At 61.1% G+C, this 24,231-nt stretch carries 20 protein-coding genes and 5 pseudogenes; 9 read left to right on the forward strand and 16 right to left on the reverse strand.

Annotated features, from left to right (window positions below; translation table 11 throughout):
• Positions 1 to 39: 39 nt before the first annotated feature.
• The 3 genes from nirK to AC1VON_RS09480 all read right to left on the reverse strand — a co-directional run bounded on the left by nirK (position 40) and on the right by AC1VON_RS09480 (position 3,209).
• Entirely contained in the window at positions 40 to 1,143 is a 1,104-nt protein-coding gene (gene nirK / locus AC1VON_RS09470) for a copper-containing nitrite reductase (protein WP_172352550.1), read from the reverse strand.
• A gap of 258 nt (positions 1,144 to 1,401) precedes the next feature.
• A complete protein-coding gene (locus AC1VON_RS09475; protein ID WP_483121694.1) occupies positions 1,402 to 1,848 on the reverse strand; it encodes a pseudoazurin in 447 nt (148 codons plus the stop codon).
• A 161-nt stretch (positions 1,849 to 2,009) separates the two neighbouring features.
• Positions 2,010 to 3,209: an NnrS family protein gene (locus AC1VON_RS09480; RefSeq protein WP_483121696.1), complete on the reverse strand. Its 1,200-nt coding sequence runs from the start codon at positions 3,207 to 3,209 to the stop codon at positions 2,010 to 2,012.
• Between the two features lie 204 nt (positions 3,210 to 3,413).
• Here AC1VON_RS09480 and AC1VON_RS09485 point away from each other — a divergent pair, with 204 nt between their 5' ends.
• Positions 3,414 to 4,118: a Crp/Fnr family transcriptional regulator gene (locus AC1VON_RS09485; protein ID WP_483121698.1), complete on the forward strand. Its 705-nt coding sequence runs from the start codon at positions 3,414 to 3,416 to the stop codon at positions 4,116 to 4,118.
• Here the strand turns inward: AC1VON_RS09485 and AC1VON_RS09490 are convergent.
• Positions 4,115 to 4,315: a DUF1858 domain-containing protein gene (locus tag AC1VON_RS09490; RefSeq protein WP_340163198.1), complete on the reverse strand. Its 201-nt coding sequence runs from the start codon at positions 4,313 to 4,315 to the stop codon at positions 4,115 to 4,117. The two genes, AC1VON_RS09485 and AC1VON_RS09490, sit on opposite strands and share 4 nt — an antisense overlap.
• A gap of 135 nt (positions 4,316 to 4,450) precedes the next feature.
• Between AC1VON_RS09490 and AC1VON_RS09495 the strand changes: the two are divergent.
• Positions 4,451 to 4,591: pseudogene (locus AC1VON_RS09495) on the forward strand (hypothetical protein); the annotation flags it as partial.
• A 334-nt stretch (positions 4,592 to 4,925) separates the two neighbouring features.
• Here the strand turns inward: AC1VON_RS09495 and AC1VON_RS09500 are convergent.
• Both AC1VON_RS09500 and AC1VON_RS09505 read right to left on the reverse strand, forming a co-directional pair.
• On the reverse strand, positions 4,926 to 5,441 hold the full coding sequence (locus AC1VON_RS09500; RefSeq protein ID WP_483121700.1) for a GNAT family N-acetyltransferase: 516 nt from the start codon (positions 5,439 to 5,441) through the stop codon (positions 4,926 to 4,928).
• Between the two features lie 45 nt (positions 5,442 to 5,486).
• Positions 5,487 to 6,134 carry a helix-turn-helix domain-containing protein gene (locus tag AC1VON_RS09505; RefSeq protein WP_483121702.1) on the reverse strand — a complete coding sequence of 216 codons (648 nt, stop codon included), beginning with the start codon at positions 6,132 to 6,134 and terminating at the stop codon, positions 5,487 to 5,489.
• A gap of 476 nt (positions 6,135 to 6,610) precedes the next feature.
• Here AC1VON_RS09505 and AC1VON_RS09510 point away from each other — a divergent pair.
• Positions 6,611 to 6,967: pseudogene (locus AC1VON_RS09510) on the forward strand (alcohol dehydrogenase catalytic domain-containing protein); the annotation flags it as partial.
• Here the strand turns inward: AC1VON_RS09510 and AC1VON_RS09515 are convergent.
• From AC1VON_RS09515 to AC1VON_RS09535, 5 genes and pseudogenes are all read right to left on the reverse strand, one after another.
• Positions 6,941 to 7,213, reverse strand: a pseudogene (locus AC1VON_RS09515) (NAD(P)H-dependent oxidoreductase); the annotation flags it as partial. The pseudogenes AC1VON_RS09510 and AC1VON_RS09515 sit on opposite strands and share 27 nt — an antisense overlap.
• Positions 7,214 to 7,308: 95 nt before the next feature.
• Positions 7,309 to 7,695 (reverse strand): hypothetical protein, encoded by a 387-nt coding sequence (locus AC1VON_RS09520; protein WP_483121704.1) that lies wholly within the window; start codon positions 7,693 to 7,695, stop codon positions 7,309 to 7,311.
• A gap of 86 nt (positions 7,696 to 7,781) precedes the next feature.
• On the reverse strand, positions 7,782 to 8,228 hold the full coding sequence (gene trxC / locus AC1VON_RS09525) for a thioredoxin TrxC (RefSeq protein ID WP_172353140.1): 447 nt from the start codon (positions 8,226 to 8,228) through the stop codon (positions 7,782 to 7,784).
• Positions 8,228 to 10,105, reverse strand: coding sequence for a heavy metal translocating P-type ATPase (locus tag AC1VON_RS09530; RefSeq protein ID WP_483121705.1), 1,878 nt, complete (start codon positions 10,103 to 10,105; stop codon positions 8,228 to 8,230). Before AC1VON_RS09530 ends, trxC begins: the two co-directional genes overlap by 1 nt.
• 11 nt (positions 10,106 to 10,116) lie before the next feature.
• A complete protein-coding gene (locus tag AC1VON_RS09535) occupies positions 10,117 to 10,503 on the reverse strand; it encodes a DUF302 domain-containing protein (protein ID WP_172352541.1) in 387 nt (128 codons plus the stop codon).
• A 136-nt stretch (positions 10,504 to 10,639) separates the two neighbouring features.
• On the opposite strand from AC1VON_RS09535, the gene AC1VON_RS09540 reads away from it, so the two are divergent.
• Entirely contained in the window at positions 10,640 to 13,321 is a 2,682-nt protein-coding gene (locus AC1VON_RS09540) for a bifunctional acetate--CoA ligase family protein/GNAT family N-acetyltransferase (protein WP_483121707.1), read from the forward strand.
• Between the two features lie 13 nt (positions 13,322 to 13,334).
• Here the strand turns inward: AC1VON_RS09540 and AC1VON_RS09545 are convergent, their stop codons facing one another.
• Complete coding sequence (locus AC1VON_RS09545; protein ID WP_483121709.1) at positions 13,335 to 14,888, reverse strand: bifunctional aminoglycoside phosphotransferase/ATP-binding protein; 1,554 nt, start codon at positions 14,886 to 14,888, stop codon at positions 13,335 to 13,337.
• 17 nt (positions 14,889 to 14,905) lie between these two features.
• On the reverse strand, positions 14,906 to 15,304 hold the full coding sequence (locus AC1VON_RS09550; RefSeq protein ID WP_172352538.1) for a c-type cytochrome: 399 nt from the start codon (positions 15,302 to 15,304) through the stop codon (positions 14,906 to 14,908).
• A 154-nt stretch (positions 15,305 to 15,458) separates the two neighbouring features.
• On the opposite strand from AC1VON_RS09550, the gene AC1VON_RS09555 reads away from it, so the two are divergent.
• Both AC1VON_RS09555 and AC1VON_RS09560 read left to right on the forward strand, forming a co-directional pair.
• Positions 15,459 to 16,295, forward strand: coding sequence for a universal stress protein (locus tag AC1VON_RS09555; RefSeq protein ID WP_483121712.1), 837 nt, complete (start codon positions 15,459 to 15,461; stop codon positions 16,293 to 16,295).
• A gap of 61 nt (positions 16,296 to 16,356) precedes the next feature.
• Complete coding sequence (locus AC1VON_RS09560; protein WP_483121714.1) at positions 16,357 to 16,644, forward strand: GIY-YIG nuclease family protein; 288 nt, start codon at positions 16,357 to 16,359, stop codon at positions 16,642 to 16,644.
• 27 nt (positions 16,645 to 16,671) lie between these two features.
• On the opposite strand, the gene AC1VON_RS09565 is transcribed toward AC1VON_RS09560, so the two are convergent.
• The 3 genes from AC1VON_RS09565 to traA all read right to left on the reverse strand — a co-directional run bounded on the left by AC1VON_RS09565 (position 16,672) and on the right by traA (position 21,731).
• A complete protein-coding gene (locus tag AC1VON_RS09565; protein WP_483121716.1) occupies positions 16,672 to 17,139 on the reverse strand; it encodes a histone H1/H5 family protein in 468 nt (155 codons plus the stop codon).
• Positions 17,140 to 18,330: 1,191 nt separating this feature from the next.
• Entirely contained in the window at positions 18,331 to 18,561 is a 231-nt protein-coding gene (locus tag AC1VON_RS09570) for a helix-turn-helix transcriptional regulator (protein WP_483121718.1), read from the reverse strand.
• A gap of 128 nt (positions 18,562 to 18,689) precedes the next feature.
• Complete coding sequence (traA, locus tag AC1VON_RS09575; protein WP_483121720.1) at positions 18,690 to 21,731, reverse strand: Ti-type conjugative transfer relaxase TraA; 3,042 nt, start codon at positions 21,729 to 21,731, stop codon at positions 18,690 to 18,692.
• Positions 21,732 to 21,912: 181 nt separating this feature from the next.
• Between traA and AC1VON_RS09580 the strand changes: the two are divergent.
• The 3 genes and pseudogenes from AC1VON_RS09580 to AC1VON_RS09590 all read left to right on the forward strand — a co-directional run bounded on the left by AC1VON_RS09580 (position 21,913) and on the right by AC1VON_RS09590 (position 24,207).
• Positions 21,913 to 22,238 (forward strand): annotated as a pseudogene (locus AC1VON_RS09580) (conjugal transfer protein TraD).
• A 1-nt stretch (position 22,239) separates the two neighbouring features.
• Positions 22,240 to 22,456 (forward strand): annotated as a pseudogene (locus AC1VON_RS09585) (conjugal transfer protein TraD).
• A gap of 1,529 nt (positions 22,457 to 23,985) precedes the next feature.
• Positions 23,986 to 24,207 (forward strand): ArsR/SmtB family transcription factor, encoded by a 222-nt coding sequence (locus AC1VON_RS09590; protein ID WP_483121722.1) that lies wholly within the window; start codon positions 23,986 to 23,988, stop codon positions 24,205 to 24,207.
• Positions 24,208 to 24,231 lie beyond the last annotated feature (24 nt).

The following is a 24,231-nucleotide window of genomic DNA, read 5'->3' on the forward strand; positions in this document are numbered from 1 at the left end:
GGCGGTGCCAGCGAATTGCAGGGCGATCGACTTTTCTTCCTATGAGGCAATCGCCTTGGGAGCTTCGACCTGCATCATCAGATCGTCGTCCCACGTTCCATCGACCGTGAAGTGCGCGGTTGCGCCGAGTTCGACGGCCTCGATCAGATTGTGGTTCACGTAGGCGTAGACCCCCGGCTGCAGGAACGTGTAGAGAGCGGCGCCCGCCGATCCACCCCGAATGAACCAGGTCTCGAGATCCTTCGCCGGGGGATTGCCGAACTTGCCCTGTTCCCAGACGAAGTCGCCGTGGCCGCCGATCAGGTGCGGGCGAGTGTCGCGATTGGCCTGGGAATGGACGATCAGCACCGTTTCCCCGACCTTGGCCTTCATGGCGTTCTCGCCGGTCAGCGATCCAGCCTTGCCGTTGAAGACGACATGCGTCGGGATCAGGCCGCGCATCACCTTCATGGTATCGTCGTAATTGTCGCCGGCCGAGTCGTACTTCTTGAATTTTCCTTGCTCGTCGCGGGGGATGTAGAAGTCGTTCTCGCCGATATAGTAGATGTGGTCGTAGCGGACGGGCTTGCCTTTTTCGTCCTTCAGGCCGTCGCGCGGCAGGACCATCACCGCTCCGCTCATTCCCGACACGACATGCCAGGGGATCATCGCGCCGCCCGGTGCGCAATGGTAGACGAATGTTCCGGATCGGGTCGCCTTGAAGCGCAACGTCACTTGCTCTCCTGGGTTGATCAGTGTCAGTGCACCGCCGCCGAGCCCGCCGGTCGCCGCATGGAAGTCGATATTGTGGGCGAGCGTATTGGTGTCGGGATTGATCAGCGTGAGCTCGAGATAGTCGCCTTCATGCACGACCATGAGCGGGCCCGGAATGGAACCGTTATAGGTCATGGCATTGAGCTGCGTGCCGTCGGCGTCGATGACCATCGGCTTCTCCTCGATCTTCATGGTGAACTCGACAACCTTGGGGCCACCCTTGGCCACCTGGTCGTGAGCGTGCACGAAAGGCGGCGCGACAAGGGTCACTTTTTCGCGCGGCAGTGACGCCACATCCTTCACGGTCGCCATTGCCGGCACCGGGCCGATGGCGGCAACGGCAGCGGCGGTAAGAACAGAACCCAGCAGAGCTTCGCGTCTCGTAAGCATTTTCATCTCCTCGACTTCAACGGTTTCGATGGAATCAGGATAGTGACTTGACGCGGCACGTCTTTGCGTTTGCGCAAATCTGAGCCAGATGAATTTTGACTTGAAGGCAGTTGCCGAAGCATATCTTTGCGATGACCCTGGTCACGGCGGCGTGCCAAACGGCAGAAATGAAAATGGCCGGGTCGGACCTCTCCCCAGGTCCGCCCGGCCAGTGCTTCCGGCTCGCCATCACCGGAGGCAGGCTCAGATGATGTCGAGTCAGTTCGAAGCAGCTTTGGTCGCCTCGGCGAACAACTCGGCAAAGACGGGCTTTGCCTTGCCGATCTGCTTGACGGCTTCCGCCGCATCCAGGTTGACCGGCTTGCCGACGACGATCAGCGCCACCATGCCCATGCCATAGTGGGGGGCGCACTTCACGCCATAGACACCTTCCTTGGTGAGGGTGACCGCGATCTCCTCGCTCGCCTTGCCCTTGAAGGGCTCGGCGCCGTCCGGAATCATTCCCTTGATGATCTCTGCATTGTGGGACTTGTCGGTCGGCACGAACTTGATGGTGTCGCCGGGCGCCGCCTGGACGAAGTCGGGCTGGAAGACCATCGAACCCTTGTCACCCTTGTTCAGCATCTGGACGACATGTTCTTCGGCATTTGCCGCGCCGGTGAATGAGAGCAACGCGATCGCCGCGGCGATGAGGGGCAGTTTCATTGGAATAGTCCTTTCTTTGGTTCATCACGGCATCAACCGCTGCGTCCTTGTAGGCCGTCGGACGGCCTGGCAATTTGTGCTGGCGCAAATTGTTTCGACGAAAAATGATTGGCGCGGGACTGGTAGGAACTAGGCGACCGCGGAACGTCGCCAGCCAACCTTCATGCGCCGCTCTTGCCGCGCGCTTGCCGGCGCGGTCGCACGAGCATTCCGCCAAAGAGAACGGCGTAGCCAATGAAGGCGGCAACCCAGAACGCCGCCGAGATATGCAGGAGAATTGCTACGGCGGGAGCCATAGCGGCGGCTACGCGCAGGATGGCGGCAATGACGATCGCAGCGAAAATCGCACGTGTTCCGGCGCTTGCCGTCGGTTCGCGGCCGGTATGGCCGAGGGAGGCGCGGGTCATGACGGCAAGCGTCATGCATGCCACCGCTCCCACAGCCAATGCATGAATGCCGACCACCGCAGGAACTGCTCCCGGCGCGAACACGGCCAGTCCGGCAAGCAACAGGCCCAGAGGCACAAAGGCGAATGCAATGTGCAGGATCAGAACCAAAGGGTCGGCCGGCGTCCGGTCGCCCGCCCAGCGGGCAAGCCGAACTGCGTTGAAGACCGCTGCGGCGATCAGCAATGCGCCGGTTGCAATATTCTCGGGAAAGAAGGTCCACGCCGCGAGGCCGACGGCAGACAGCGCGATTGTTGCGATATCGAACTTGCCAAACGATACCGGGAGCCGGCCGGGGTTCTCGCGAGCCAGCCAGTTACGGGTGAAGCTTGGGATTATCCGCCCGCCGACAATCATGATGAGGACGACAACCGCTCCAAGGCCGAGACGCCGGCTCATGTCGGAGGCTCCCTGATAATGCGCCTCCAGATGAAACATGACGTTTGCCGCAAAGAGGATCGTGACAGGCAGCAGCACCTTGAGGTTTCGCCAGTTTCGCCCGGCAATGATTTCCGTTGCGGCGGCCGCCACCACCGCGAGAAGAAAGGAGCAGTCCATGACCGCGCTCAGGAGCCATCCCGTTTCCGCAGAAAGGAACACGGCCGCCCGACCAGCAACCCAGAGCAGCACCAGCATCAGCAGGCGAAGATCCTGAACGGGAAGCCGTCCGGTCCAATTCGGAATTGCAGTAAGCAGGAATCCGGTCACGACTGCCGGCAGGTAACCGAAAAGCAATTCATGAATATGCCAGTCCACGGGCAGGAAGGCGCTGAAGGTTTCGAGCTTGCCGTAGTAGAGGGGCAGCCAAAAAAGGATCGCAGCAGCGGCTTGCAGGGAGCCGAGCAGAAAGAAGGGCCGGAACCCGTAAGAGAGAATTGCCGGATAGGCGCTTGGTCGCGTCCGTGGAATTGCCATGAGATGCCTCATCGAAACCAGGCAGGGCGCCTGTTTGGGGTCTTCTATCCCGGTCGCGAAGGGTGGAGCTTGCCCCAGCGCAAACAAGCGGGTGATTGTCAGTGGCAGCCAAGGGAGGCTCCACTTGTCGAGGCGCGGTGGTCCGTGACACACTCGGGCAGGGGCCTGAGCGCGTTGCATTGTTGAAGTTGGGGAGGAGGGCGTTTGGCAAGCCTTGATCGATCACTGATTGCCGGGCTGTCCGTATTCGAGGGGATCGCTTCCGCGGACCTCGATCGCGTGGTCGGACAAGCAAGGTCTATTCGGGTCGCCAAGGATCAGCCGGTGTTCGAGCAGGAGCAGGAGGCCCATTCGTTCTTCCTGCTGCTCGACGGTCATGTACGCGTGGTGAAATCGACTCCGGATGGGCATGAGGTGACCGTGCGCTATATAAGCCCGGGCGAATTGATGGGGATTGCCAGCGCGCTGGGTCGGACGACCTATCCGGCAAATGCCGTCGCGGCCGTCGATTGCGTGGTGCTTGCCTGGCCGAGCCAGCTTTGGTCCACATTCGCCGCGAGCTTTCCGAGCTTCAGTGCCAATACCTATAAGGCGGTGGGAGTGAGGCTGCAGGATGCCCATGCCCGCGTCATCGAGATGTCCACCGAGCAGGTGGAGCAGCGCGTTGCGCATGCCTTGCTGAAGCTGATCAAGCAGTCAGGAAAAAAGACCGAGGAGGGAATTCTGATCGACTTCCCGATTTCACGCCAGGACGTTGCGGAAATGACGGGCACCACGCTTCATACGGTCAGCCGGCTGCTTTCCGCCTGGGAGGACCAGGGGCTGGTCAAAAGCGGACGGCAGAGGATAGTCGTGATCGAGCCGCATCGTCTCCTTGTCATCGCTGAAGGTCGCGCGGCAAAGAGCTAATCCACGTCATTTTCGATGGCCGCCTCCAGATCGTGGCGAAGCTGATCCTCATCCAGGTCATGCTCGCGCGCCGCGTCGAAAACGGTGTGAAAGGGCGCGATCGGGCAGCCGACGCACAGCATTCCGTGCTGGAGAACGACCCGAATTGTCGCCGGCGCCTCGCGCATGATCCCGTCCATGGTCGCATCGGCGTTCAATTTGCGTTTCATGTTGCTTGTCCGCATCTTGCAAACGACTATCCTGCCTAGCCTTTTCAGGGCGTTCGTTGCTCTGGAGCAAAGACGGCGCTGTCTTGTCCTGCGAGTCGCGGCTTCGAAATGGGTTTGGAGCCGCGGTCGGCGTCAACCCGCGTGATGGGCAGTTTCCTGCGCGACGTCATGACGTTGAACCGAAGCGCCAGGAGTTTCCGCATCGTCGGACCCGACGAGACGGCTTCGAACCGGTTGCAGGATGTCTTCGAGGAATGCGAACGGCGAAGAATTGGCCAGCGCCCCGGATACCCTCGTCGACGTGCTTCTCATTCCAGCCGACGAGGAACGTGCGGTGGCTGCAGAGTTGCTCGGCTTCGAGGCAATCCCGGTGCCGCGCTAGAGTCGGATGATTTCAGGTCGAATCGACCTGAAATCCGAATCCGTATCAAGATCAAATGGATAGAACACAATGTCGCCGGAAAACCGCTTCGCGCTTTTCCGCATCATGCCCGGATGGCAAAAAGCCAGAGCGCGTCGCGCTGAAACGGATTCAGGCGACGCACTTTGGGCCATTGCTTTATGCATGCCATGGCCGCGCATTTCCGGGCTGCATGCTTTAGCTCGGTATCTTGGCGCCGAGCTTGCGCCGGACCAGAACGAGCGTCGGGTCGTCGGAATCCATTGTGACGGTGAAACCCATCTCACGTTCAAGTTCGATCGCCGCGCGGTTCTCACGGTTCTCGATCGACTCGATCGTCTTGATGCCGTGCTCGTCCGCGTAGCGCGCGATATAGCCGAGAAATTCCCAGCTGACGCCGAGATGCTTGCGATCCTCGCGGATGCAGATGGCGACTTCGCCACGCTGGTCGGCCGGATCGGCGGCGAGGGTCGCCACCGCGATCAGCATTCCGTCGGTCGAGAAGGCAAGAAAATTATGGACATGCGGATCATCGGTGCGGGTCATTGCCACCAGCCGCTCGTGCGAAACCTCCTTCACGGCCCCGAGGAAGCGGAAGCGCAGGTCTTCCGGCGTCACATGGGTGAAGAACTCGGCAACGATCGGCTCATCATCGGGGCGCGCATGACGCACTTCGAAGCGAAATCCAGTGTGAGTTGTAAGTGTGGTTTTCATTTTGCGCCCCTTTCAGGATTGATGCGCGGGATTGGCTCGAATGGCCTATTCCCCCATTGCCAGCAGCGTATCGCGCTTGAGAATTTCGATGCTGCGCAGGGTGAGCAGGCGGATTACGCCTTTCTCCTTCAGGCGGGTGAAGACCCGCGACACGGTTTCGATGGTAAGGCCAAGATAGTCGCCGATGTCGTTCCGCGACATTGGCAATTCCACCTGCCGCAGCCCGCCCTGACGCTCCGACATTTCGACGAGGAATGCCGCGACGCGCTCGATGGCGTTCTGGCGGCCAAGCACGAGGAGATGTTCCTGTGCCCGGGTCAGGCCCTTGAGCGCGAGAGGCAGGAGCTGGCGGGACATGTCCGTGCCTGATGGAGCGCGCAAGGCCCGGACACCGGTTGCGCTGATCGCTTCGGCGAAGAAGTGGTGAGTGGCGTCGGCCTCGAACCCGAAGGTTTCTCCGGCCAGATGGAACGCGCTGATCTGCCTGCGGCCATCGGCGAGCAGCCGGTAGATGCGGACCGCGCCGAACTCGACGTAGTAAAGAGCTCCGGCCTTTTCGCCTTGAGCGTAAATCTCGGTGCCTGCCGCGAAGAAGCTCACTGGCTGCACGGCCGCGCCGTCAAAGATGGCGGCTGGGTTCTGCTGGAGAAGATGGGGCGGCAGTTCGATCTTGGCGGAGGCTTGAGCGTACATGGCTGGGATCCCGGTGAATTTGTGACAACAGCAATCGCGCAAATCCGGCCAAGCCGAAATTCGGTTATCTCCCTAAGGGAAACTACTTAGAGCGATCCCGAAATCATCGGATGGAGCCAGATATGGCGTGTGGGCCACATGGTCGGTGCGATTGACCACGATCAAGGCCGGCATGATTTGGCTCGGCAATTATCTGGTCAGGACCAACCAGGAGAATCTGACATGACCTCCGATATGATTGAAATCTGGGCTGGGATACTCGGCCTGGCTTATCTCGCCGCCGCGGGCCTTTATTTCGAAGTGCTTTCTGCCCGGAAGCATAGCCATGGTCCAGCGAGTCACGGTTTCGGTCGTCACATCCGGCCGTACCCGGTCAAGATCAGGGACCCGCGATAGGAACGAGGTGCCAAACCCGAGCGTTTCCATTCCGAAGCGGGGCTGTTCTCATCTACCATCTGAGAAACCGGGGAAGCGTGATGAAGGCAATGGTGCTGGAAAAGCCCGGTACGCGTTTGACGCTCGTCGACCGCCCGGATCCCTTGCAAGGTTGAGGCATGCGCGGTCTGCCGCGCCGATCTGCATGTCGTGGACGGTGAGTTGCCACGGCCGAAGCTGCCGCTCGTGCCGGGTCACGGAATCGTCGGCATCGTCGATCTTGTCGGTGAGGGCGTGTCGAAATCCCGCTCGGGCAGAGAGTAGGCGCTCCATGGCTGGGGCACACTTGCGGACATTGTCCCTATTGCAGCGCCGGCGCCGAAAACCTGTGTGACCAGCCGCTCTTCACCGGCTATACGCGCGATGGCGGCTTCGCCAGCCATGTCGTTGCCGATGCCTGGTCGCATCACCTGCTCCAGGAAAGCCTTCAGCATGGCCGGCATGGTGCCCAGCCACAGCGGAAAGACAAGGACGAAATGCTCCGCCCAGACGACTGCCTCCGTCGCCTCTCTCAGGCTGTCGGGAATCTCGCCATGCTCGAACTCCTGCATCGTCCGGAGCATCGGAAAGTCCAGCAAGGCCAGGTCGATCTTGCGTACTGTGTGGCCAGCGCGTTCCGCGCTTTCGGTATACGCGGAAGCCAAGGCACGGCACAGCCGGCCAGGGGAAGGTCGGGGTGGCCGATGAGAACAAGTATACGGCGCGACATGGCTCCCTCCGGTCAGATGCGAGAGACGTGCTAAGGTTGCTCGACCCGGGCCACCTGATAAGTGTGCATGGCCCCGTTGCGCGTTATGGAGACATATTCCCCGGTGACGAAGCGCTCCTCGCCGAGATGAAAGCCAACCTCATCGTCACGATCGCCCTCGGCATAGTCGAAATACCATTGACCGCCTGGCTTGCGGCGCAAGCGACCGACAAGATCCTGTCCGCCGGTGCCAAAGCGGCGGACACGGCAGAAGGCCTTATGCGATTTCCATTCCTCGGCATCCAGCCGTCCCTCGTCGGTGAGTGGAGCCAGCACATCGTAGCCTTCTTCGCTGTCACCTTCCGGATGGCCTTTCTCGCGCGCCAGAAGCAGGCGGATGTTCCTGAATTTCGGGGTGAGGTCGTGCAAGCTGGTCATGGCAAACTCCTTTGACGCCATTCCTACCGTGGCAACCGGGCGTGACCTTGATCAAGGTCAAAACGGATCCCGGTCTGGCGGGAGGCTCAACTGGCGCTGGTCGGTACATGGCCGCGAACCCAGCCGACGATTTGGCTGGCGCTCATAGCCCCCGAGATGCGCGCGATCTCTCGCTGATGGTGAAACAGGATCATGGTTGGGATGCCGCGAATGCTCAACCTCGCCGCGATGGCCTGCTCCTGATCGGAATTCAGCTTGACCAGCCGAATATGAGGCTCAAGCGCCTTGGCTGCGGCTTCATAGGCCGGCGCCATCGTCTTGCAGGGACCGCACCATGGAGCCCAGACATCGACGAGGACGGGTAGACTGCCGCGCCCGATCTGACGATCGAAGTTCATCGCGTCGATATCCTGCGGGACCCCTGAAAACAGCCGGGCGCCACACTTTCCGCATTGCGCGTCGGTGCCGTTTCGGTTCGGCGGCAAGCGATTGACCACGCCGCATTTGGTGCAAACCACGAGATTCTCCTGCATCATGACCGTTCAACTGTCCTGGTTCGATTGTTTTCGAAATGCCCGTCGCCAAGGGCGCGCAGCGCATTGAGGATGACGGCGACATCTATACCCTCTTGAAGCAATGCTCCCGCCACCGGCGTTATGTGCCCCATGGCGGCCGCGATCATCGCTGCGCCCGACAGCGCCAGCCCGACGATGATGCTCTGCAGGGCAATCCCGCGCGTGCGCCTGGCGATCCGCAATGCTTCGGCGACAGGCTGCAGCCTGTCGGTCAGCACGACCACGTCCGCCGCTTCCGACGAAGCTGTCCCGCCACGAGCCCCCATGGCAATGCCCACGGTCGCCGCGGCAAGGGCAGGAGCATCGTTGATGCCGTCGCCCACCATCATCGTCGGCGCCGTCGCCTTCTCGGCCTCCACTGTCGCGACCTTGTCGGCAGGCGTGGCATTGGCAAAGAACGCATCGAGCCGAAGCGAAGCGGAAACCTTTTCAGCGGCTGTGCCATCGTCGCCGGTGAGCATGACTATCCGCGCGACCCCCGCCGAACGCAGAGCCCCGAGAGTGTCAGGAGCATCCTCGCGTATGGTGTCTCCTAATGTGAAAATGCCGGCAAGCCGGCCATCGATAGCCAGAAACACCCTGAGTACCTGCGCGTCGCGGTACCGGCTCTCTCCACTTTCCGCCCACTTCGGCAGTGGGTCGTTCCCAAGAACGAGCGGCCTCGACCCGGCCGCGACCGACATTCCGTCCACCAGCCCCTTCAGGCCTTCCCCGCGATGTTCGCGGACATCATGGGGTTGGGAGAGCGCCAGGTTTCCATGACGGGCGATGCGGACAATCGCATCCGCAAGGACATGATGCGATGCCTGTTCGAGCGAGGCCAGCAGCCGCAGCAATTCATCGGCTTCCTGGCCCGGAGCGACGTCGATCTCGATCAGCTCGGCGCCGCCGAGCGTCAAGGTTCCGGTCTTGTCGAAGACTGCGGTGCGTGTTTGGGCGAGGGCCTCGATCGCCGCGCTGCCTTTCATGAGGATCCCGGCCCTGGCGGCACGTGACACGCCCCCGATGAATGCAACAGGCGCAGCGAGGATCAGCGGACACGGCGTTGCGACCACCAGAACGGCGAGGGCGCGGATCGGATCATTGGAAAGATACCAGGCGATGCCGGCGACCAGAAGCGTGGCCGGAAGCAGGAGCAGGGCAAAACGATCGGCAATGCGTATGAAAGGCGCCTTGGCGGTTTGCGCGGCTGCGACCATGCGCACGATCGCGGCGTAGGTGCTCTTGTCGGCCACAGCGGAGGCCCGCATGACAAAGGCCTCGCCGACGTTGACGGTGCCGCTGCGCAATACGTCGCCGGCGCCGCGACGCTCCGGCAGGGGCTCGCCGGTGACGGTCGATTCATCCAACATGGCCGAAGCGTTGACCAAGATCCCGTCGACCGGCAGCAATTCGCCGGCGCGCACCAGAAGCTCGTCGTCGACCGCCACTTGCTCGATCGGAACTGTCTCGGTGCCATCTGCGGATTTACGATGCGCCACGTGCGGCGCCCTATCGGTCAGCGCTCTGAGATTGCGTTCCGCCCTGCCGCGCGCAAAGTCTTCCAGCACTGTGCCGCCGGCATACATGATGGCGACAACCACCGCCGCCAGAGCCTGCCCCAGCAGCAGCGCCGCCGACATTGAAACCAGCGCGATCGCGTCGACGCCGATCCGGCCGATCCAGAAATCCCGCAAGATGGAGATGGCGAGTGTGAAAACGACGGGCAGGGTCGCCACTGTCCAGATTGTGTCAGGCGAGATGGGACCAATACCGCTCCGCCACACTCCAAGCCCAAGCGCCAGACCTACTATGGCGATGATCAGCAGCGCGCGCCGCAGTGCGGACTCGTCCATGGAGTCGGCCGTCAAAGTTCGCTGATCAATTCGTGCAGCAACAACCGGACATCCTTTGCTGTTGCGGCAAGTGCCGGGTTCTCGACGACCCCCATCGCCGCGACCGGATCGACAGCGGCAATCTCGACTGTGCCTGGCGAGATCTCGGTCACAATTACGTTGCAAGGCAGCATCGCGCCGATCTTGTCCTCTGCCTGCAGCGCGCGCCACGCGAAATGCGGATTGCAGGCGCCGAGGATCATGTAGGGCTTGAAGTCTACACCCAGCTTGAGCTTCATCGTATGCTGGACATCGATCCGCGTCAGGATACCGAAGCCCTTGTCTGCAAGCTTTTTGGTGACGTGTTCGATCGCCGCGGCGAACGGCATGTCGAGGCTTTTGCTGAAATAATAACTCATCGGTTTCTCCTTCGACGGCAGAACAGCTTGGGAGCAGCGCTGCTGTAGCTATCCGCAAGGGCCCGGATGACGCCTTGATCTGGCGCAATGAATGCTCGGCGCCTTCGGTGAATGTGGCGGCAAGGAGTTTTCCGGGATGACAATCCGAAATCTTGAATACGCCGTTTCCCCGAAATCCATCGCTGTTGTCGGCGCGACCGGGCGCGTTGGCTCGGTCGGTCGCGTTGTTTTCGACAACATCGTGGTCGGCGGCTTCGAGGGAGAGATTTGGCCGGTCAATCCCAAATATTCGCACGTGGCCGGCCACCGCTGCTACGGCAGGGTTGCCGATCTGCCGGGCGTTCCCGATCTGGCCGTGATCGTAACCCCTCCCGACACCGTTCCCGGCATCGTGCGGGAACTGGCCGAGAGGGGAACACGAGCGGCCGTCGTTATCACGGCGGGGCTCAATCATGGGAATGGTCTGCGCCAGGCGATGCTCGATGCGGCCAAGTCCTCGCTTATGCGGATCATCGGGCCGAACACGGTCGGGTTGATAGTCCCTCCAGCGAAGCTCAACGCCAGTTTCGCCCATATGGCGCCGAAGCCCGGGAACATCGCTCTGATCTCGCAGTCCGGCGCGATCGCCACGTCGCTGATCGATTGGGCGGCCGCGAACAATGTCGGCTTTTCCCGGATCATCTCCCTCGGCGACATGGCGGACGTCGATGTCGGCGACTGCCTCGACATGCTGGCGGGCGATTTTCACACGCGAGCCATCGTGATGTATCTCGAAACCATACCCAACCCGCGCAAGTTCATGTCGGCCGCTCGGGCGGCTGCGCGCCTCAAGCCGGTAGTCGCCATCAAGCCCGGCCGTCACGAACAGGCGGCCAAGGCGGCCGCGACCCACACTGGAGCACTTTCTGGTTCCGACCGGGTCGTGGAAGCGGCGCTACGACGGGCAGGGGTGCTGCGTGTGAAAGATCTCGCCGAATTGCTTGATGCCGCCGAAACGATCGGGCGTTATTCTCCGCTCGATCGGGCGCGCGTCGGTATCGTCACCAATGGCGGCGGCGCAGGCGTTCTCGCGGTCGACAAGCTTGTCGACCGCGGAGGCGAGTTGGCTGAACTTGCGCCCTCGACGATCAAGCAGCTTGACCATGTGCTGCCGCCGACCTGGTCGCATGCAAACCCGATCGACATCGTCGGTGATGCTGCCCCGGAGCGCTACGGGGCGGCGCTGGAGGCCTTGGCGGCGGATCCGGGAACGGACGTCATACTTGTCATGAACTGCCCAACCGGGCTCGGTTCCTCGCCCGACGCCGCCAGGAAGGTGGCCGAGCTTGGCGACGAAGGCGAGATCGGTGGAAAACCACTTCTTGCGTGCTGGCTCGGTGAGCATACCGCGCGCGAAGGCCGGCGCGTCCTGACGGAAGCCGGCATTGCGAGCTTCGAAACGCCGGAGGACGCGGCGATCGCTGCCTCCTATCTCAGCGAATGGTCGCAAGCTCAGCGGGCGCTCCTGCGCACGCCCTCGAGCCAAGGTGATGACCGGGTCGACGGCAAGGCATCGGTGCATGCCATCTTCCGGCAGGTGGCCAGCGAAGGGCGGCGCATGCTGACGGAGCCGGAAGCAAAAGCGGCGATAGCCGCCTATGGCATCCCCGTGCCGAGAACCATTGTAGCCGGATCCATCCCCGAGGTTGCGCAGGTAGCCGGCGAGCTTCTCGAAGGCTCCGAAAAGGTGGTCGTCAAATTGCTGTCGAAAGTGGTTTCACACAAATCGGACCTCGGCGGCGTGGTCCTCGACATTGCGACCGCCGAGAAGGCTGCGGAAGCCGCCCAGTCGATCGAGGCACGCTTGCGCGCGCGGTCGCCGGAGATGAAGGTCGACGGCTACACCGTGCAAGCCATGGTCGTGCGCAAGCATGCGCAGGAGCTCATTTTGGGCATGAATCTGGACCAGATGTTTGGCCCGATCATTCTGTTTGGCGCTGGCGGCACAGCGGTCGAGGTTGTGAACGATACCGCGATCGCCCTGCCGCCGCTTGACGACGTGCTGGCAGCGGACGCGATCGACGCGACCAGAATAGGCCGCCTGCTTGCCGGCTATCGCGATCGCAAGCCAGCCAACCGAGGTGAGATCATCGCTGCGCTGAATGGCCTGTCGCAAATGATCGTCGACTTCCCTTGCCTGGTCTCCCTCGACATCAACCCGTTGCTTGCCGATGCCGAAGGTGTGATTGCGCTCGATGCCCGCATCGAAATCGACACGCGACGGGTGGATGAGCCAGCCCCGAACCCAGCCCTTGCCATAAGACCCTATCCGTCAGGATGGAGTCGCGATCTTCTGTCGGACGGTATGACCTTTCACATCCGGCCAATCGTCCCCGCGGACGTAGCGCTTTATCCCGTGTTCCTGGCGAAAATTTCCCCCGATGACCTGAGGCTCCGGTTCCTGTCGCTGCGCAAGAACTTCCCGGACCAGATGCTGAAGCGGCTCACGCAGCTTGACTACGATCGCGACATCGCCTTTGTCGCGCTTGAAAAGGACACGGGAGCGCTGGCGGGAATCGGTCGGCTTTCCTGCGATCCCGATCACAGGACCGGCGAATATGCGCTGCTCGTGCGATCGGACCTACAGGGCCATGGGCTGGGATGGGATCTGCTGAACCAGATCATCGACTATGCGAGGGCTGAACGTATCAGCCGCATCGAGGGCACGATCCTCAACGAAAATCGCAAGATGCTCACAATGTGCCGGGAGTTCGGCTTCTCGGTTGCCCATCATCCCAGCGAGCCCGGCCTTTCCATGGCGACACTGGAGATCCGCTAGGCGGTGGTCAGCTCTATGATCCGGTCTTCCTGAAGCTGGCTGAAGCGGTGCCCTCAATCACGGCCGCCATCTCGGCGGTAATTTCGGCCACCTTGCGGTCTGCCTCGATCTTGCGCCAAGTCAACGCACCGGCGTCACGCTGCAATTGTCGTGACAGGATGTCGACCGTGGCATCCGACGGGCCGCCCTTTCGCTCGCTGACACGACGCCAAAGCACAGACGGATCGGCCGCCAGCCAAAATCCCGCAAACGGGGCATTCGCGTCACTCGCGGCGCGCTCGATCCTGTCGCGATCCTCCGGTTTGTCGAATACGGCGTCGGCGACCACGGAGCCTCCTTCGGCCAGGATCAGTTCCGAACGCCAGGCGATCTGGCGATAGACGCGTTCCGACACGCCGGGCCGATAGGCCTTGTCCGGCAGCCTCGTTTCGGCGGCCACGCCATGCATGGCCTTGCGGATGCGGTCGCTCTCGACGATTCGGGCGCCGGGCGGCGCGCCGATCCTCGGCGCAAGCGCTTCGGCGACCGTCGTCTTGCCCGAGCCGCTCAGACCGCCGATCGCCACGAGCCGAGGCGGCGTTTCGGCAAGCAGGACGTGCGCGAGTCGGAAATAAGATCGCGCTTCGGCGACCAGCTTTGTCGAGTCCTGGCTGCCCTCCTCGACCTGTGTCGCGGTCACGTGAGCACGCACCGCCGCCCGCACCGCCATGAAGAAGGGCAGCAGGATGAAGCCATCCTCGTCATCGGCGTCGTCGAGATAGCGATTCATCACCAGATTGGCGAACTCCGGAAAACCGCGATGCCACAGGTCCATCAGCAGGAATGCGAGATCGTAAAGGACATCGACGGTGGCGATCTGATCATTGAACTCGATGCAATCGAACAGGCGAGGCTCGCCATCGAAGACGCAGATGTTACGCAGATGCAGGTCGCCATGGCAGCGGCGGACCCGGCCTGCCGCCTCGCGTTGGTCAAGCAGGCCGGCATGGCGGGCGAGGGTGGCGCGAAACGCCGCGTTGAGCGTTTCGATCTCCTTTCCATCGAACACGTGGCTCGTAGCAAATCCGGCCGAATTGATTTCAAGCACACCGCCAATGTTCCCTGACCCGCTGCCAGCGTGGATCACCTCGGAATTGCGGTGATATTGGACAATCATGCGCGCCACGGCCGTCATCAGCGAGGGGGTCAACTTCGCCGCGGCGGCCAAGCGATCGAGGAGGTTCGACTGATCGAAGCGAACCATCTCGATAACAGCGTCGACCAGTTCCCCCGACCCATCCATCGCAAGCCGATTTCCCGCACGCGTGATGCGGCGGACATTGAGATAGAGACCGGGCGCCGTTCTGGAGTTCAACTCCACTTCCTTTTCGCAGGCGGCGAGCCGCAACTCCGGCGTCGAAAAATCGACATAGGGCAGCTTGACCGCGCGTTTCATCTTGAATGCGCGTTGCCCTATAAGGAATATCCGGGAAATGTGGGTTTCGATCGTCTCGACGGGACCAGCCTCGCCATAGGTGGCGGGGTCCTTCATCATCTCGACCACGACGTCTTGATTTTGAGTGATCATTGCGCGTGCCAGTCCTGCTAGCGTTGAAGCGTCTGAACGTAACCGGCGAGGTTTTGAATGCGTTCCGTGGTGATCGCTTCGCCACCGTAGGGACCGTAGCGCTTCACATCGTCGGGCAGGAACTGATTGCCCCAGACTGGCATGTCGCGCTCGCCGTGCTCTGGCACGAGGCCGCGACCGTCGATCGTGGCATAGACCCGCCAGTAGGGGAACTCCCCGCCATTGCGCTTCGCGAGCGTGGTCAAATCCGCGGGGCTCTTCCGCAATACGTCAGCCATTGGTCCGTCGCCCCTGCCGTCCACGCCGTGGCAGACGGCGCAGGAGTTCAGATATTCCTGGCGTCCATTGCTCATCTGTTGTGCCGCCGCGGTGCTCAGCGTCAACGCCAGGAAACCTATCGTTGTTCCGAATCTCATTTGATCCGCCTCCAGCCATGGTGTCAGGCTAAGGTTTGCGAGGCGCGCGTACGTTGATCGGGATCAATCCTGCGAAGCGATCGGTTTGATTTAGCGCAAGGCAGGAATCCGACCGGCTGGCTACGTTATGACTCCCGAACAAGGAGACGCCGCCATGCCATTCAAGACATTGCTAACGGTTACAGGGGCCGATCAGGGAGACGCTGATCTGAAGCTTGCCGCCGGCCTGTGTGAAGAAATCAATGCCCATCTCTCGGTGCTTGTTCTGGTCATCGCGGCGCCTCCCTCTGGCGGGGCATATGCCGAGGTGGTTTCGCCGGCTTGGCTCGCGGAGCGAGAAGCCGAAATGGAAATGCTGCAGAAGCGGAATTTAGCCGTTTCCAAAATGCTGTCGGAGAGCCCCGTATCGACGGACCTCAGTGATGACTACCCGGACCATGCCTGGGCGGATGAGGTCATCGGCCGGCGCGCGCGTTACGCCGATATAACCGTCCTTGGGCCGGACTTGCTGGCGAGCCAAACGCTCAAGGAGAAGGTCATCGAAGGCGCGCTGTTTTCGTCGGGAAAGCCAATCCTGTTCGTCCCCAAAGGGGCGTCCGCGACGTTGAAACCGAAGCGCGTCCTCGTCGCATGGGACGCCAGCCTGGAAGCGTCGCGCGCCTTGCGAGAGTCGCTCGACATCCTTTCAGGTGCCGATGAGGTGCGGGTCGTCATGGTCGACCCGATCGAGGACGAGCGGCATCACGGCGCGGAGCCCGGGGCGGACGTGGCGACCTATCTTTCCCGTCATGGCGTAAAGGTAACTGTGGACCGTTTGCCGAGTTCAAACCACTCGATCGCCGACGTTCTGCGCCAGCACGCGGTCGACACTGGGGCCGAGCTCATGGTCATGGGGGCCTATGGTCATTCGCGGCTGCGCGAGAGGATTTTCGGCGGCGTGACAAGGTCCATGATCGAGGCTCCCGGACTGCCGATCATCATGGCTCGTTGAAGGCTGCGTCCAACGAAAGGCGAAATCGAATCCATATGCTTCGCTGCCCAAGGCGGTCGGCGTGTATGCCTTCGCCAAGAGCGATGTCGTGTTGTATGTCGGAGTTGCAACTATGGGGCTGGCCAAACGGCTCTATTTCTACGGTCGCCCCGGGGTTTCGCAGCGCACAAGCCTGAAAATCAACGCGACCATGATCAACGAATTGGCAACGCACGCCAAGATTGATGTCTACGCGTTTCCCCCTGACCTAGAGTGGAACGGCCTGCCGGTTCACGGAAGCGCCGGGCTGGAACTGGGTTTGATCAAGAAGTACGCCCTCCCGTGGAACATGCGGAGCGCGGGTCAGTAGTCTTTGGGGTAGCCATCGCTCGATTTGCTACCCCATTTTTAGTCCGGGAATCTCCACCCCATCTCGGGAAATCTCGAAAGCGTCGAGCGCGCCGCTCTTTATGCGGGAGCCACTGATCTCCCACGAAAAGAGATTGCGTTCTGGGTAGTCGTAGGTGCGAGCGATCTCTTTGAACCTTGTCATGGGCACCAGAAAGAAGCGGAGCTGCTCGCCGAAAGTCGTGATCACAAGGACTTCGACCGCTGTATCGCGACCTCGCCGAATTCCGGCGAATGAAGAAACGGTGCCAACAGTTTTGACCTGCACATGGTTGCCGTTCTCGGCGACCAGATCGATGGAGGCTGCGTTATGACTGGCCAGACGATAGTCCGCACCGGTGCGATCTTTCATGATTGCCTCTGCGATCATTTCAGACCAAGTCGGTGAACCGATTGCCAGACGACGAAACAGCGTGTCATCCCGATACTTGCGAAGCAACTCGTCGAGATGTGTCAAGGCGTCTCCCTTCTATTCCAACCGACCTCATAGACGCGGTGATCAATCAAATCGTAAGTCGTCTGGCCGAACCGAGGGCACCATTCTGCCGCCAGTGCTTGCGCTTCCAAGCGTGCATCTCCTTGGCTCGCAGGATCGCGCCAAAGCCTGCGCAACATCCATAGCGCGTAAACTGAGAAAAGACTGCGCTGAACAAGGTGTCGAATTTACCCCGCATCAAATAAAGCAAGTTGTGGCTTCAGGCACAGCCGTTTATAGTGAAACTCCTCATGATCGGGAGTCAAACTATGGCCAAAAGTCCACGCGGAAAAGAGACGGAGTTTCAATCCCAAATTGCCAATCTTGCAGGTTCGGTTCACACATATGAATCGTTCGGGCGCGCCGTCGTCGCGGCGGCACTGCAGCAGGCGGCATCAGCTTCGACGGACGGGCAATTTTCGTCCACAACTGTGATCGTTGACGTAAAGCCGATTGGAAGCCGGACATTCTTGGACGAAAAGGTGAGCGCAGGGAACGCGGCGCACGGGCGCGGCGCGATTGGTCACCTTCCGCCAATCACGATCTCCATATGCGTTGGAAGTCAATGCTTAACTTTGTAGCTTTAGCCAAGCCATCTGCTGCTAAGCGGCCTGCATCCGAAGGTGGTCCAAGAACGCCTTGGCCACGCGAGCATTCTGTCGCTCCAGCGAGCTTACCCGTCACCTTTCCGATGCCCTCCGGCAGCGGTCGCCAAATCCGCCGATCTTCGGACATCTGCACCGCAGCTTGAGAGATTCCAGCCGGGATCGCACCGCCTTCGATGAAATAGACCAAGGCTCCGGGATATGCATTGACTTCTCGGCGGCCGGTCAACACGGCGATGTCAGCTGGCACCCGCTTTCGGAACCAGTAAACGCCGGTTTTACGATGTTTAACGGAACGGCCCATTGCTAGGACCATGTGTAACACCTGTGTGTAGCACTCGGGTAGCCCTAACCACATAATTTTGCTGGTTTTTCAGCTGTATCAACACCTTGGGAGGGTGATGGTGCCAGAGGCGGAATCGAATTTTTAGCTATCTATTTGAATTTACTTATAAAAAGTCAGTGAGGATATTGATAAATACCCACAAAATTACCCAATCCAAAATCATACCGATGGTTCGGTTCCGTTATCCACAGAAAATTGCTTTGAATGATGCGATAGATGCTATCATTTTGCCACCTCTTGCAATCTGATTTCATCATCTCGCTTCGGCCTCCACGATACGGGATTCTCAATCCACCGATCGATATCCAACTCCCTCCATCCCGCACCGTTGACACTGATCTTGATCTGAGCCGGAAACGTTCCTTCGGCGATCTTGCGATAAAGGGTTGAGCGGGACAGGCCGGTCCGGTCAAGGACGGTTCTGAGGCGTACGATGCGATCTGGCTGAGACATAGCTTGCCTGCACCTCACTGGTTGTTGCTGATTTCAGCTGGGACAGACAAGACGAACCCATGCCGGAGGCAATCAGGTTTGTCGCCTCAGCCGGCTGCGGAGTGGAAACGTCGGCAAATCGGCGTGCCTTAGATTCCAATGCCCCGCCCCTTGCTGATGCCGCGACTGAAGGCGAGTTCCGCGCCCAAGCGACGACCCGAATCCACGTTGATGCCAAGCTCGCGTTTGCGGTTTGCCAGTAGGGATTCAAGCTGCGGATCGCGTTCGAGGCTTTTGGCCATATCCGACATGGCCAACCGCGTTGATTTGTATCCGGACATGTCGCCGGCCTGATATTGCTGCTGTCCCGTACGATCGAGCTTTTGCCAACGCTCCACGAAACGGTCGGCGCGGCGGCCGGGATCGTTGTCCAGTCCGGTACGAATTTCCGTTTCAAGCTGGAGAGCAAGCACGACGCGGCTGACGCGGCCGGCCCCCGCCTCGCGGACAAGTTCTGGATTTTTCACATAAGCCGCTTCGGCATCGCGCCAGCCATAGGGCCGCACCTTCTCGAAAGCGTTACGGGCATCACTCAACTCGCGCGTCTGCTCGGGACTGCCCTGCCCGTCCGCATTTCCAGCACTGAGGATCGCGTCGAGAGCGCGCGCATGACGCACAAGCGCCTTCGTGCGAGCACTGCGCAACGCCGCTTCCGCGTCCACCGGCACATTCCGCGGCACTCCCCTGGCAGAAGGATCTCTCTCCGGCGCCGGGCCAGCATCTCCGATCCGCACCCCAACATCTTCCCTTTCCGGTCTCTGCCCACCTCCCTGCATAGGCTCGCCGTCTCCTGGCGAGCGCAACCCGTCCAGCAATCCGCCGATCCTGTCGCGCAGCTTCTCTGGAACGATGCGGCGCACGATCACGACGACGCGCTCGCGGAACGTGATGCCGCGCCGCTCGGCATAGCTCTGCGCGGGGTCGATCTGCTCGTAATCCGACGCCATGTCCTTGGCGCGGTCCCGTGACAGCGTGCGTGCGAGCCGCTCGCGGCTGGCGAAGTCATCGCCGCCATAATGCAGGTCCATCCCGTCTCGATGCCGCGACATGGCGACGTAGCTGCCATGCGCATCCATGCCAGGCGTCGCGAGCACATGGGTCCGGTCGACGGTCACCCCTTGAGCCTTGTGAATGGTCGCGGCATAGCCGTGATCGATGTCGGCATAATCTTTCAGATCGAAGCGGACCGACCTGTCGTCATCGGTGCGAACCGTCATGCCTTGTTTGCTGACTTCCTCCACGATGCCCAGCGTGCCGTTCTTGACGCCAAGCCCGCGCTCGTTGCGCAGGAACATGACGCGATCGCCACTGGCGAAGTTTCTTGGGCCGCGTTCCACATCCACCTGAACCTCGTCGCCGAGATCGCCGGCAGCGCGCATTCGCTCGCGCGCTGCGTTGTTGAGTGCGCGCACCTCGTCGTTTGTGTGGGTGAGGATGATCCGGCTTGCCTCTGGATGCGCCTGCCTGTCGCGATCCCAGCGCTCGACGAGTTCGCCTCGCGCCTCATTGCGCGTTGCAGCCTGGTGCACCATGCCTTGCGCGTCGTAGGCGCTGATCGCAGCACCGATCCTGCCGGTTGCCAGATCGCGCGTTGCCTCACGCTGCCAGTCCTCGCGCTGCCGGCGCACCTGACCAATTTCGACGCCGCCTTGTCGCTCGTGGATTGAACGGAATGCAGCGCCGGCTTCGATTGCCTGCAACTGCTGCGGATCGCCGACGAGGACGATTTTCGCGCCGACGTCCGCCGCATGGGAAAGCACGCGCTCCAACTGGCGCGTGCCGACCATGCCGGCCTCATCGATCACCAGCACATCGCGCGCGGTGAGCAGATCCCGGCCCTGTCCCCAGCTATGCTCCATACTGGCGATGGTGCGTGACGGGATGCCTGAACCGCCTTCCAGGTTGTCGGCGGCAATGCCGGAGAGGGCCACGCCTCGAACCTCGTAGCCCGCAGCGGCCCATGCCTGGCGCGCAACGCCCAGCATGGCGCTCTTGCCCGTTCCGGCAAAACCGACAACGACACCAAGACCGCGACCATCGGTGATGTGCGCAAGCGCATCGGTCTGCTCGCCTGACAGGACAAGACCGCGTTGCGCAGCCCGCGCCAGGGCTGCCTCGCGATGTGCGTCACCCACCGCGTGGCGCTCGTCCAAATCGATACGCTCTGCCGCGCGGTGAAGGCGCTGTTCGGTCTCGATCATCTGCCGAGTGGTGAAGCGGTCCTCGCCGCGTCGATCCTTGCCGAGCTCGACCAGGTCGGGTGCGTTGCTGATAGCTGCCATCACCTCGTTGAACTGCTCCACTCCGTCGCTGTGGCGATGCGAGAACTTCGCAATGTCTTTTCGGGTGAAGGTCGATTGCTGATGCGTGATGGCATCCAGCGCCACGGATGGATCGGCAATGATGCGCGCACCATTGTTGTGCGCGATCTCGCGATGCAGTTCGGCGCGATCGGCTTCAGTGTCGCCAGCAGCAAGGCCACCGTTCTCAATGCGTTGAGCCGGTGCACCAATCTGGGTCTGTGGCTCCAGGGCAATGCCCTGCGCTTCCAGACTGCGATGGTCGATGCGGGCGTCGATGTCGAGTTCGGCCAAACGCTCATTGGCGAGCTCCGCCCATCGCTCGCGCCAGCGCTCGACCAGTTGGGTAGCATTCCAGTCTCGAACCTTGGCGCCAAAACCATTCTCGTCCACCGACCGCATGGTGAGCATCACATGAGCATGCGGTTTGGGACTGCCATCCTCCGCCCTGTCCCAATGCACATTGAGATCGGCCACCATGCCCTTGCTGACAAACTCGACTTGTACAAAGTCGCGCGCCAGTTCGATGCCTTGCGCCTGGCTGAGTTCACGCGGGAGCGCAAACTCGACTTCGCGCGCAAGCTGCGCATCCTTGCGAACCTCGAACGCCTCGACATCATTCCAAAGCCGTTCGCGGTCGCGCCAGGCTTTGGGTGCATCCTGCGGCAACATCACCTCGGAATGGACGACACCGCGTTTGGCTGAAAAATCATGGCTGCGTTCGACGTGCTCGTCACGCAACCGCGAAGCCGAGCGGTAGGCGGCCGACGCGACAGCGCTTGAGCCTGCCTTCCGGCCAATGACTTTGACATGAAGATGATAGATCGCCATCGCGACCAGATCATTTGCACGTCAAAGCCTACGTCGGCACGACGTATAAGCGCGCCCTCCCTCAAAAAATTCTCGGGATGGACCAGCCCGTCCCGGGCTGTCCCGGCAACAGGGAAGCCTTCCGCGACACGCTCAATTACCATCACTGCATCGACAACGGACGAAGGTAATGCAGACGCAGATGCGCAAACCACGGGACTTCGACGCGGAACTGAAGTCACTCGAAGACAAGGCGCGCGAGCTCAAGAACCGGAAGGTACAGCAGCTTGGCGAACTGGTGATCTTGACCGGAGCCGACGCGCTCAGCGCCGAAGAACTGGCGGGTGCGCTGATCGTGCTGGGCGAAACCAAAGCACCGGAAAGAAGCAGGCTTGGGCCAAGCGCGGGGCCGTGTTCTTTCAAAGCCGGTCACGGCGATCTGCACCGCCGACTGACGGCGGCGCTGACGGCACTCCAGCGCGGCCGGACAGAGCGCAACCGCCATCAGGCGGCCCGAGCGCGGCATGACGTGCGCAGCTGGCAGGTCGAACACCGCAAGCGCACGCGGCATCTGATCGAACTGGGGGCCTCATTATCAAGGCCAGGATCGTCGACCTCACCGGCGATGATAGCGCCACCATCCTCGGCGCTCTGCTCTGCATGGTCGACAAGCTCAAAAGCGATCGGGGGCACAGGCGCGGGCGCTCTGGGCAGCAAAGGGGAAGAAGGCGTTTGAGAATGAGTGAAGCATCAGCATCGCCAAATGACACACCCGTTCCGGCGGCCGTCGAGGCAGGCGGACGCAAGTCCTCGAACAGACATTGAGCTCCTCATCGTCCATTCAGCGGCCCGCAACGGCAGGGCTCAGTGCGTATTCCTTTGGGTACTCGTCCACCAGTATCCAGCAATAACCCTGGATGGGCGTTTCGCTCTGCCTCGAGCTTGCTTAGGCCTTCGCCGTCAGGTGACGCGCAGCTCCTTGGCGACCCGGTCAAACTCGTGCGACTCGCTCGACGCTCCAGCAAGATGGCACCAACCAGTTGGGGTATCAGTTGCCGCGGTCGGGTGAGGTCCGCACGCCAGCACTTCGGGTGACGCATATAAGCGAATAGTTGGCAAGGTCGGCTCTAGTGAAGTGCTGAAGTCCCACTTCCAGTACAGAATCGTTCGGAATTTGAAGGTAGAAGGAGGCACGAACCCGAATCTAACTTTCTTCGACTTTGGCTGCCCCTACGACCTCTCTTTAATCCGAAGTCGACTCGTCTTGGCGCGCATGGCAGCTTCGCGCTTGATGTTCCCATGTAGCAATGTTGCCGACGATCCTGAAGCTGCCGTTCGTTGTTGCGATGCTGGCCTCCGGGGCTTTGGTGTCATGGCGCTCGAGATCATCTAGAACGCGGACGACGCGGCGGCGGACAACCTCATCTTCGACGTGACCGACAATGCACTGTTTATCCGGAACAACGCGGAATTCTCAACGTGCGGCCTTCACGAACTCCGCTGCCCATGGGAGCAGGGTGGCGATCCCGATGGTCGCATGCGGGCGTGTAGCTTCCACGCCATCCCTCGTATGGGAGCCGAAATAAGATTCGTGTCGCCTCGCAAATCGGTGGGTTCGGGATAGGCTTCGTCTCCGTCTACCAGGTCACAGATGCGCCTATCGTGCAGTCGATGGGTATTGAGATGCAGCTTAAGCGCAGCTACGTTGTGCAGTACCGCACCGCCGGGCGCTCGCGTCGCCATACCATCGGCCTGCACGGAATTTGGACCTTGAGGAGGACCTAGGGGCGGCCGGTGCGGGATCAATATTCCGGCAACCAACCTCGCCGCCGCTCGTTGATCGACGCTGGTGATTCCAGCGCACTTCAAAACTTGCCCGCTGCGACGACCTCTCTGGCAGCGAGTCTTTTTGCGGAATCCCGCTGACGAAATTAGGAGACCGCACTACCGCCCTTGCATTGCACCCGCCATTGTCTGTGCCCGCTCCCGAAAGGTGGCGGGCTTTTTTGTTGGAACCGATCCCGCTTGATGACGTTCTGCATGTGCTCGGTCGTCCCCCGACCGAGCGGACAAACAAGAGCCCGTCACTGCCTTCACGCGGTGGCGGGCTTTTCCACTGGCGCGGCGGTCCGTCCGCACTGGAATCACAAGGTCAGCGGTTTAGTGTCGTACGTCAGAAAGCGGCTTGCAGAAATTAAGGCGGATCCCGCATTGCGGCGCCGGTCGGCGACCCGCCCGAGCGTCCGCAGCCTTCATTGCTCGTTGGCTAAGCGCCTTGGGCAACGGCAAGCGTTTATTGATGTTGGTTCATTTGATTGACGGTGAAAAAACGGTGGGCGAGTTGGCCGGGTTGATAGGTCTCTCCGCTTCGGCCACATCTCAGCACCTGGCGCTTCTAGCAGAGGAAGGGATCGTGGAATCGCGCGTGGATGGAGCGCGCCGCCACTATTTCTTGCAAATCAGAAGCCGCGAAAGCCATCGTCCGGATGCTGGATGATCTGGCCCAAAACGACAGGCTTCC

This window comes from Mesorhizobium sp. HAY1-8B (assembly GCF_056868045.1).

What these genes read in the sequence shown, in the direction of transcription:
- nirK (WP_172352550.1), bottom strand. Translation starts at nt 1,143, where the DNA reads ATGCTTACGAGACGCGAAGCTCTGCTGGGTTCTGTTCTTACCGCCGCT.
- AC1VON_RS09475 (WP_483121694.1), bottom strand. Translation starts at nt 1,848, where the DNA reads ATGAAACTGCCCCTCATCGCCGCGGCGATCGCGTTGCTCTCATTCACC.
- AC1VON_RS09480 (WP_483121696.1), bottom strand. Translation starts at nt 3,209, where the DNA reads ATGGCAATTCCACGGACGCGACCAAGCGCCTATCCGGCAATTCTCTCT.
- AC1VON_RS09500 (WP_483121700.1), bottom strand. Translation starts at nt 5,441, where the DNA reads ATGAAAACCACACTTACAACTCACACTGGATTTCGCTTCGAAGTGCGT.
- AC1VON_RS09505 (WP_483121702.1), bottom strand. Translation starts at nt 6,134, where the DNA reads ATGTACGCTCAAGCCTCCGCCAAGATCGAACTGCCGCCCCATCTTCTC.
- AC1VON_RS09520 (WP_483121704.1), bottom strand. Translation starts at nt 7,695, where the DNA reads ATGACCAGCTTGCACGACCTCACCCCGAAATTCAGGAACATCCGCCTG.
- trxC (WP_172353140.1), bottom strand. Translation starts at nt 8,228, where the DNA reads ATGCAGGAGAATCTCGTGGTTTGCACCAAATGCGGCGTGGTCAATCGC.
- AC1VON_RS09530 (WP_483121705.1), bottom strand. Translation starts at nt 10,105, where the DNA reads ATGGACGAGTCCGCACTGCGGCGCGCGCTGCTGATCATCGCCATAGTA.
- AC1VON_RS09535 (WP_172352541.1), bottom strand. Translation starts at nt 10,503, where the DNA reads ATGAGTTATTATTTCAGCAAAAGCCTCGACATGCCGTTCGCCGCGGCG.
- AC1VON_RS09540 (WP_483121707.1), top strand. Translation starts at nt 10,640, where the DNA reads ATGACAATCCGAAATCTTGAATACGCCGTTTCCCCGAAATCCATCGCT.
- AC1VON_RS09545 (WP_483121709.1), bottom strand. Translation starts at nt 14,888, where the DNA reads ATGATCACTCAAAATCAAGACGTCGTGGTCGAGATGATGAAGGACCCC.
- AC1VON_RS09550 (WP_172352538.1), bottom strand. Translation starts at nt 15,304, where the DNA reads ATGAGATTCGGAACAACGATAGGTTTCCTGGCGTTGACGCTGAGCACC.
- AC1VON_RS09555 (WP_483121712.1), top strand. Translation starts at nt 15,459, where the DNA reads ATGCCATTCAAGACATTGCTAACGGTTACAGGGGCCGATCAGGGAGAC.
- AC1VON_RS09570 (WP_483121718.1), bottom strand. Translation starts at nt 18,561, where the DNA reads ATGTCTCAGCCAGATCGCATCGTACGCCTCAGAACCGTCCTTGACCGG.
- traA (WP_483121720.1), bottom strand. Translation starts at nt 21,731, where the DNA reads ATGGCGATCTATCATCTTCATGTCAAAGTCATTGGCCGGAAGGCAGGC.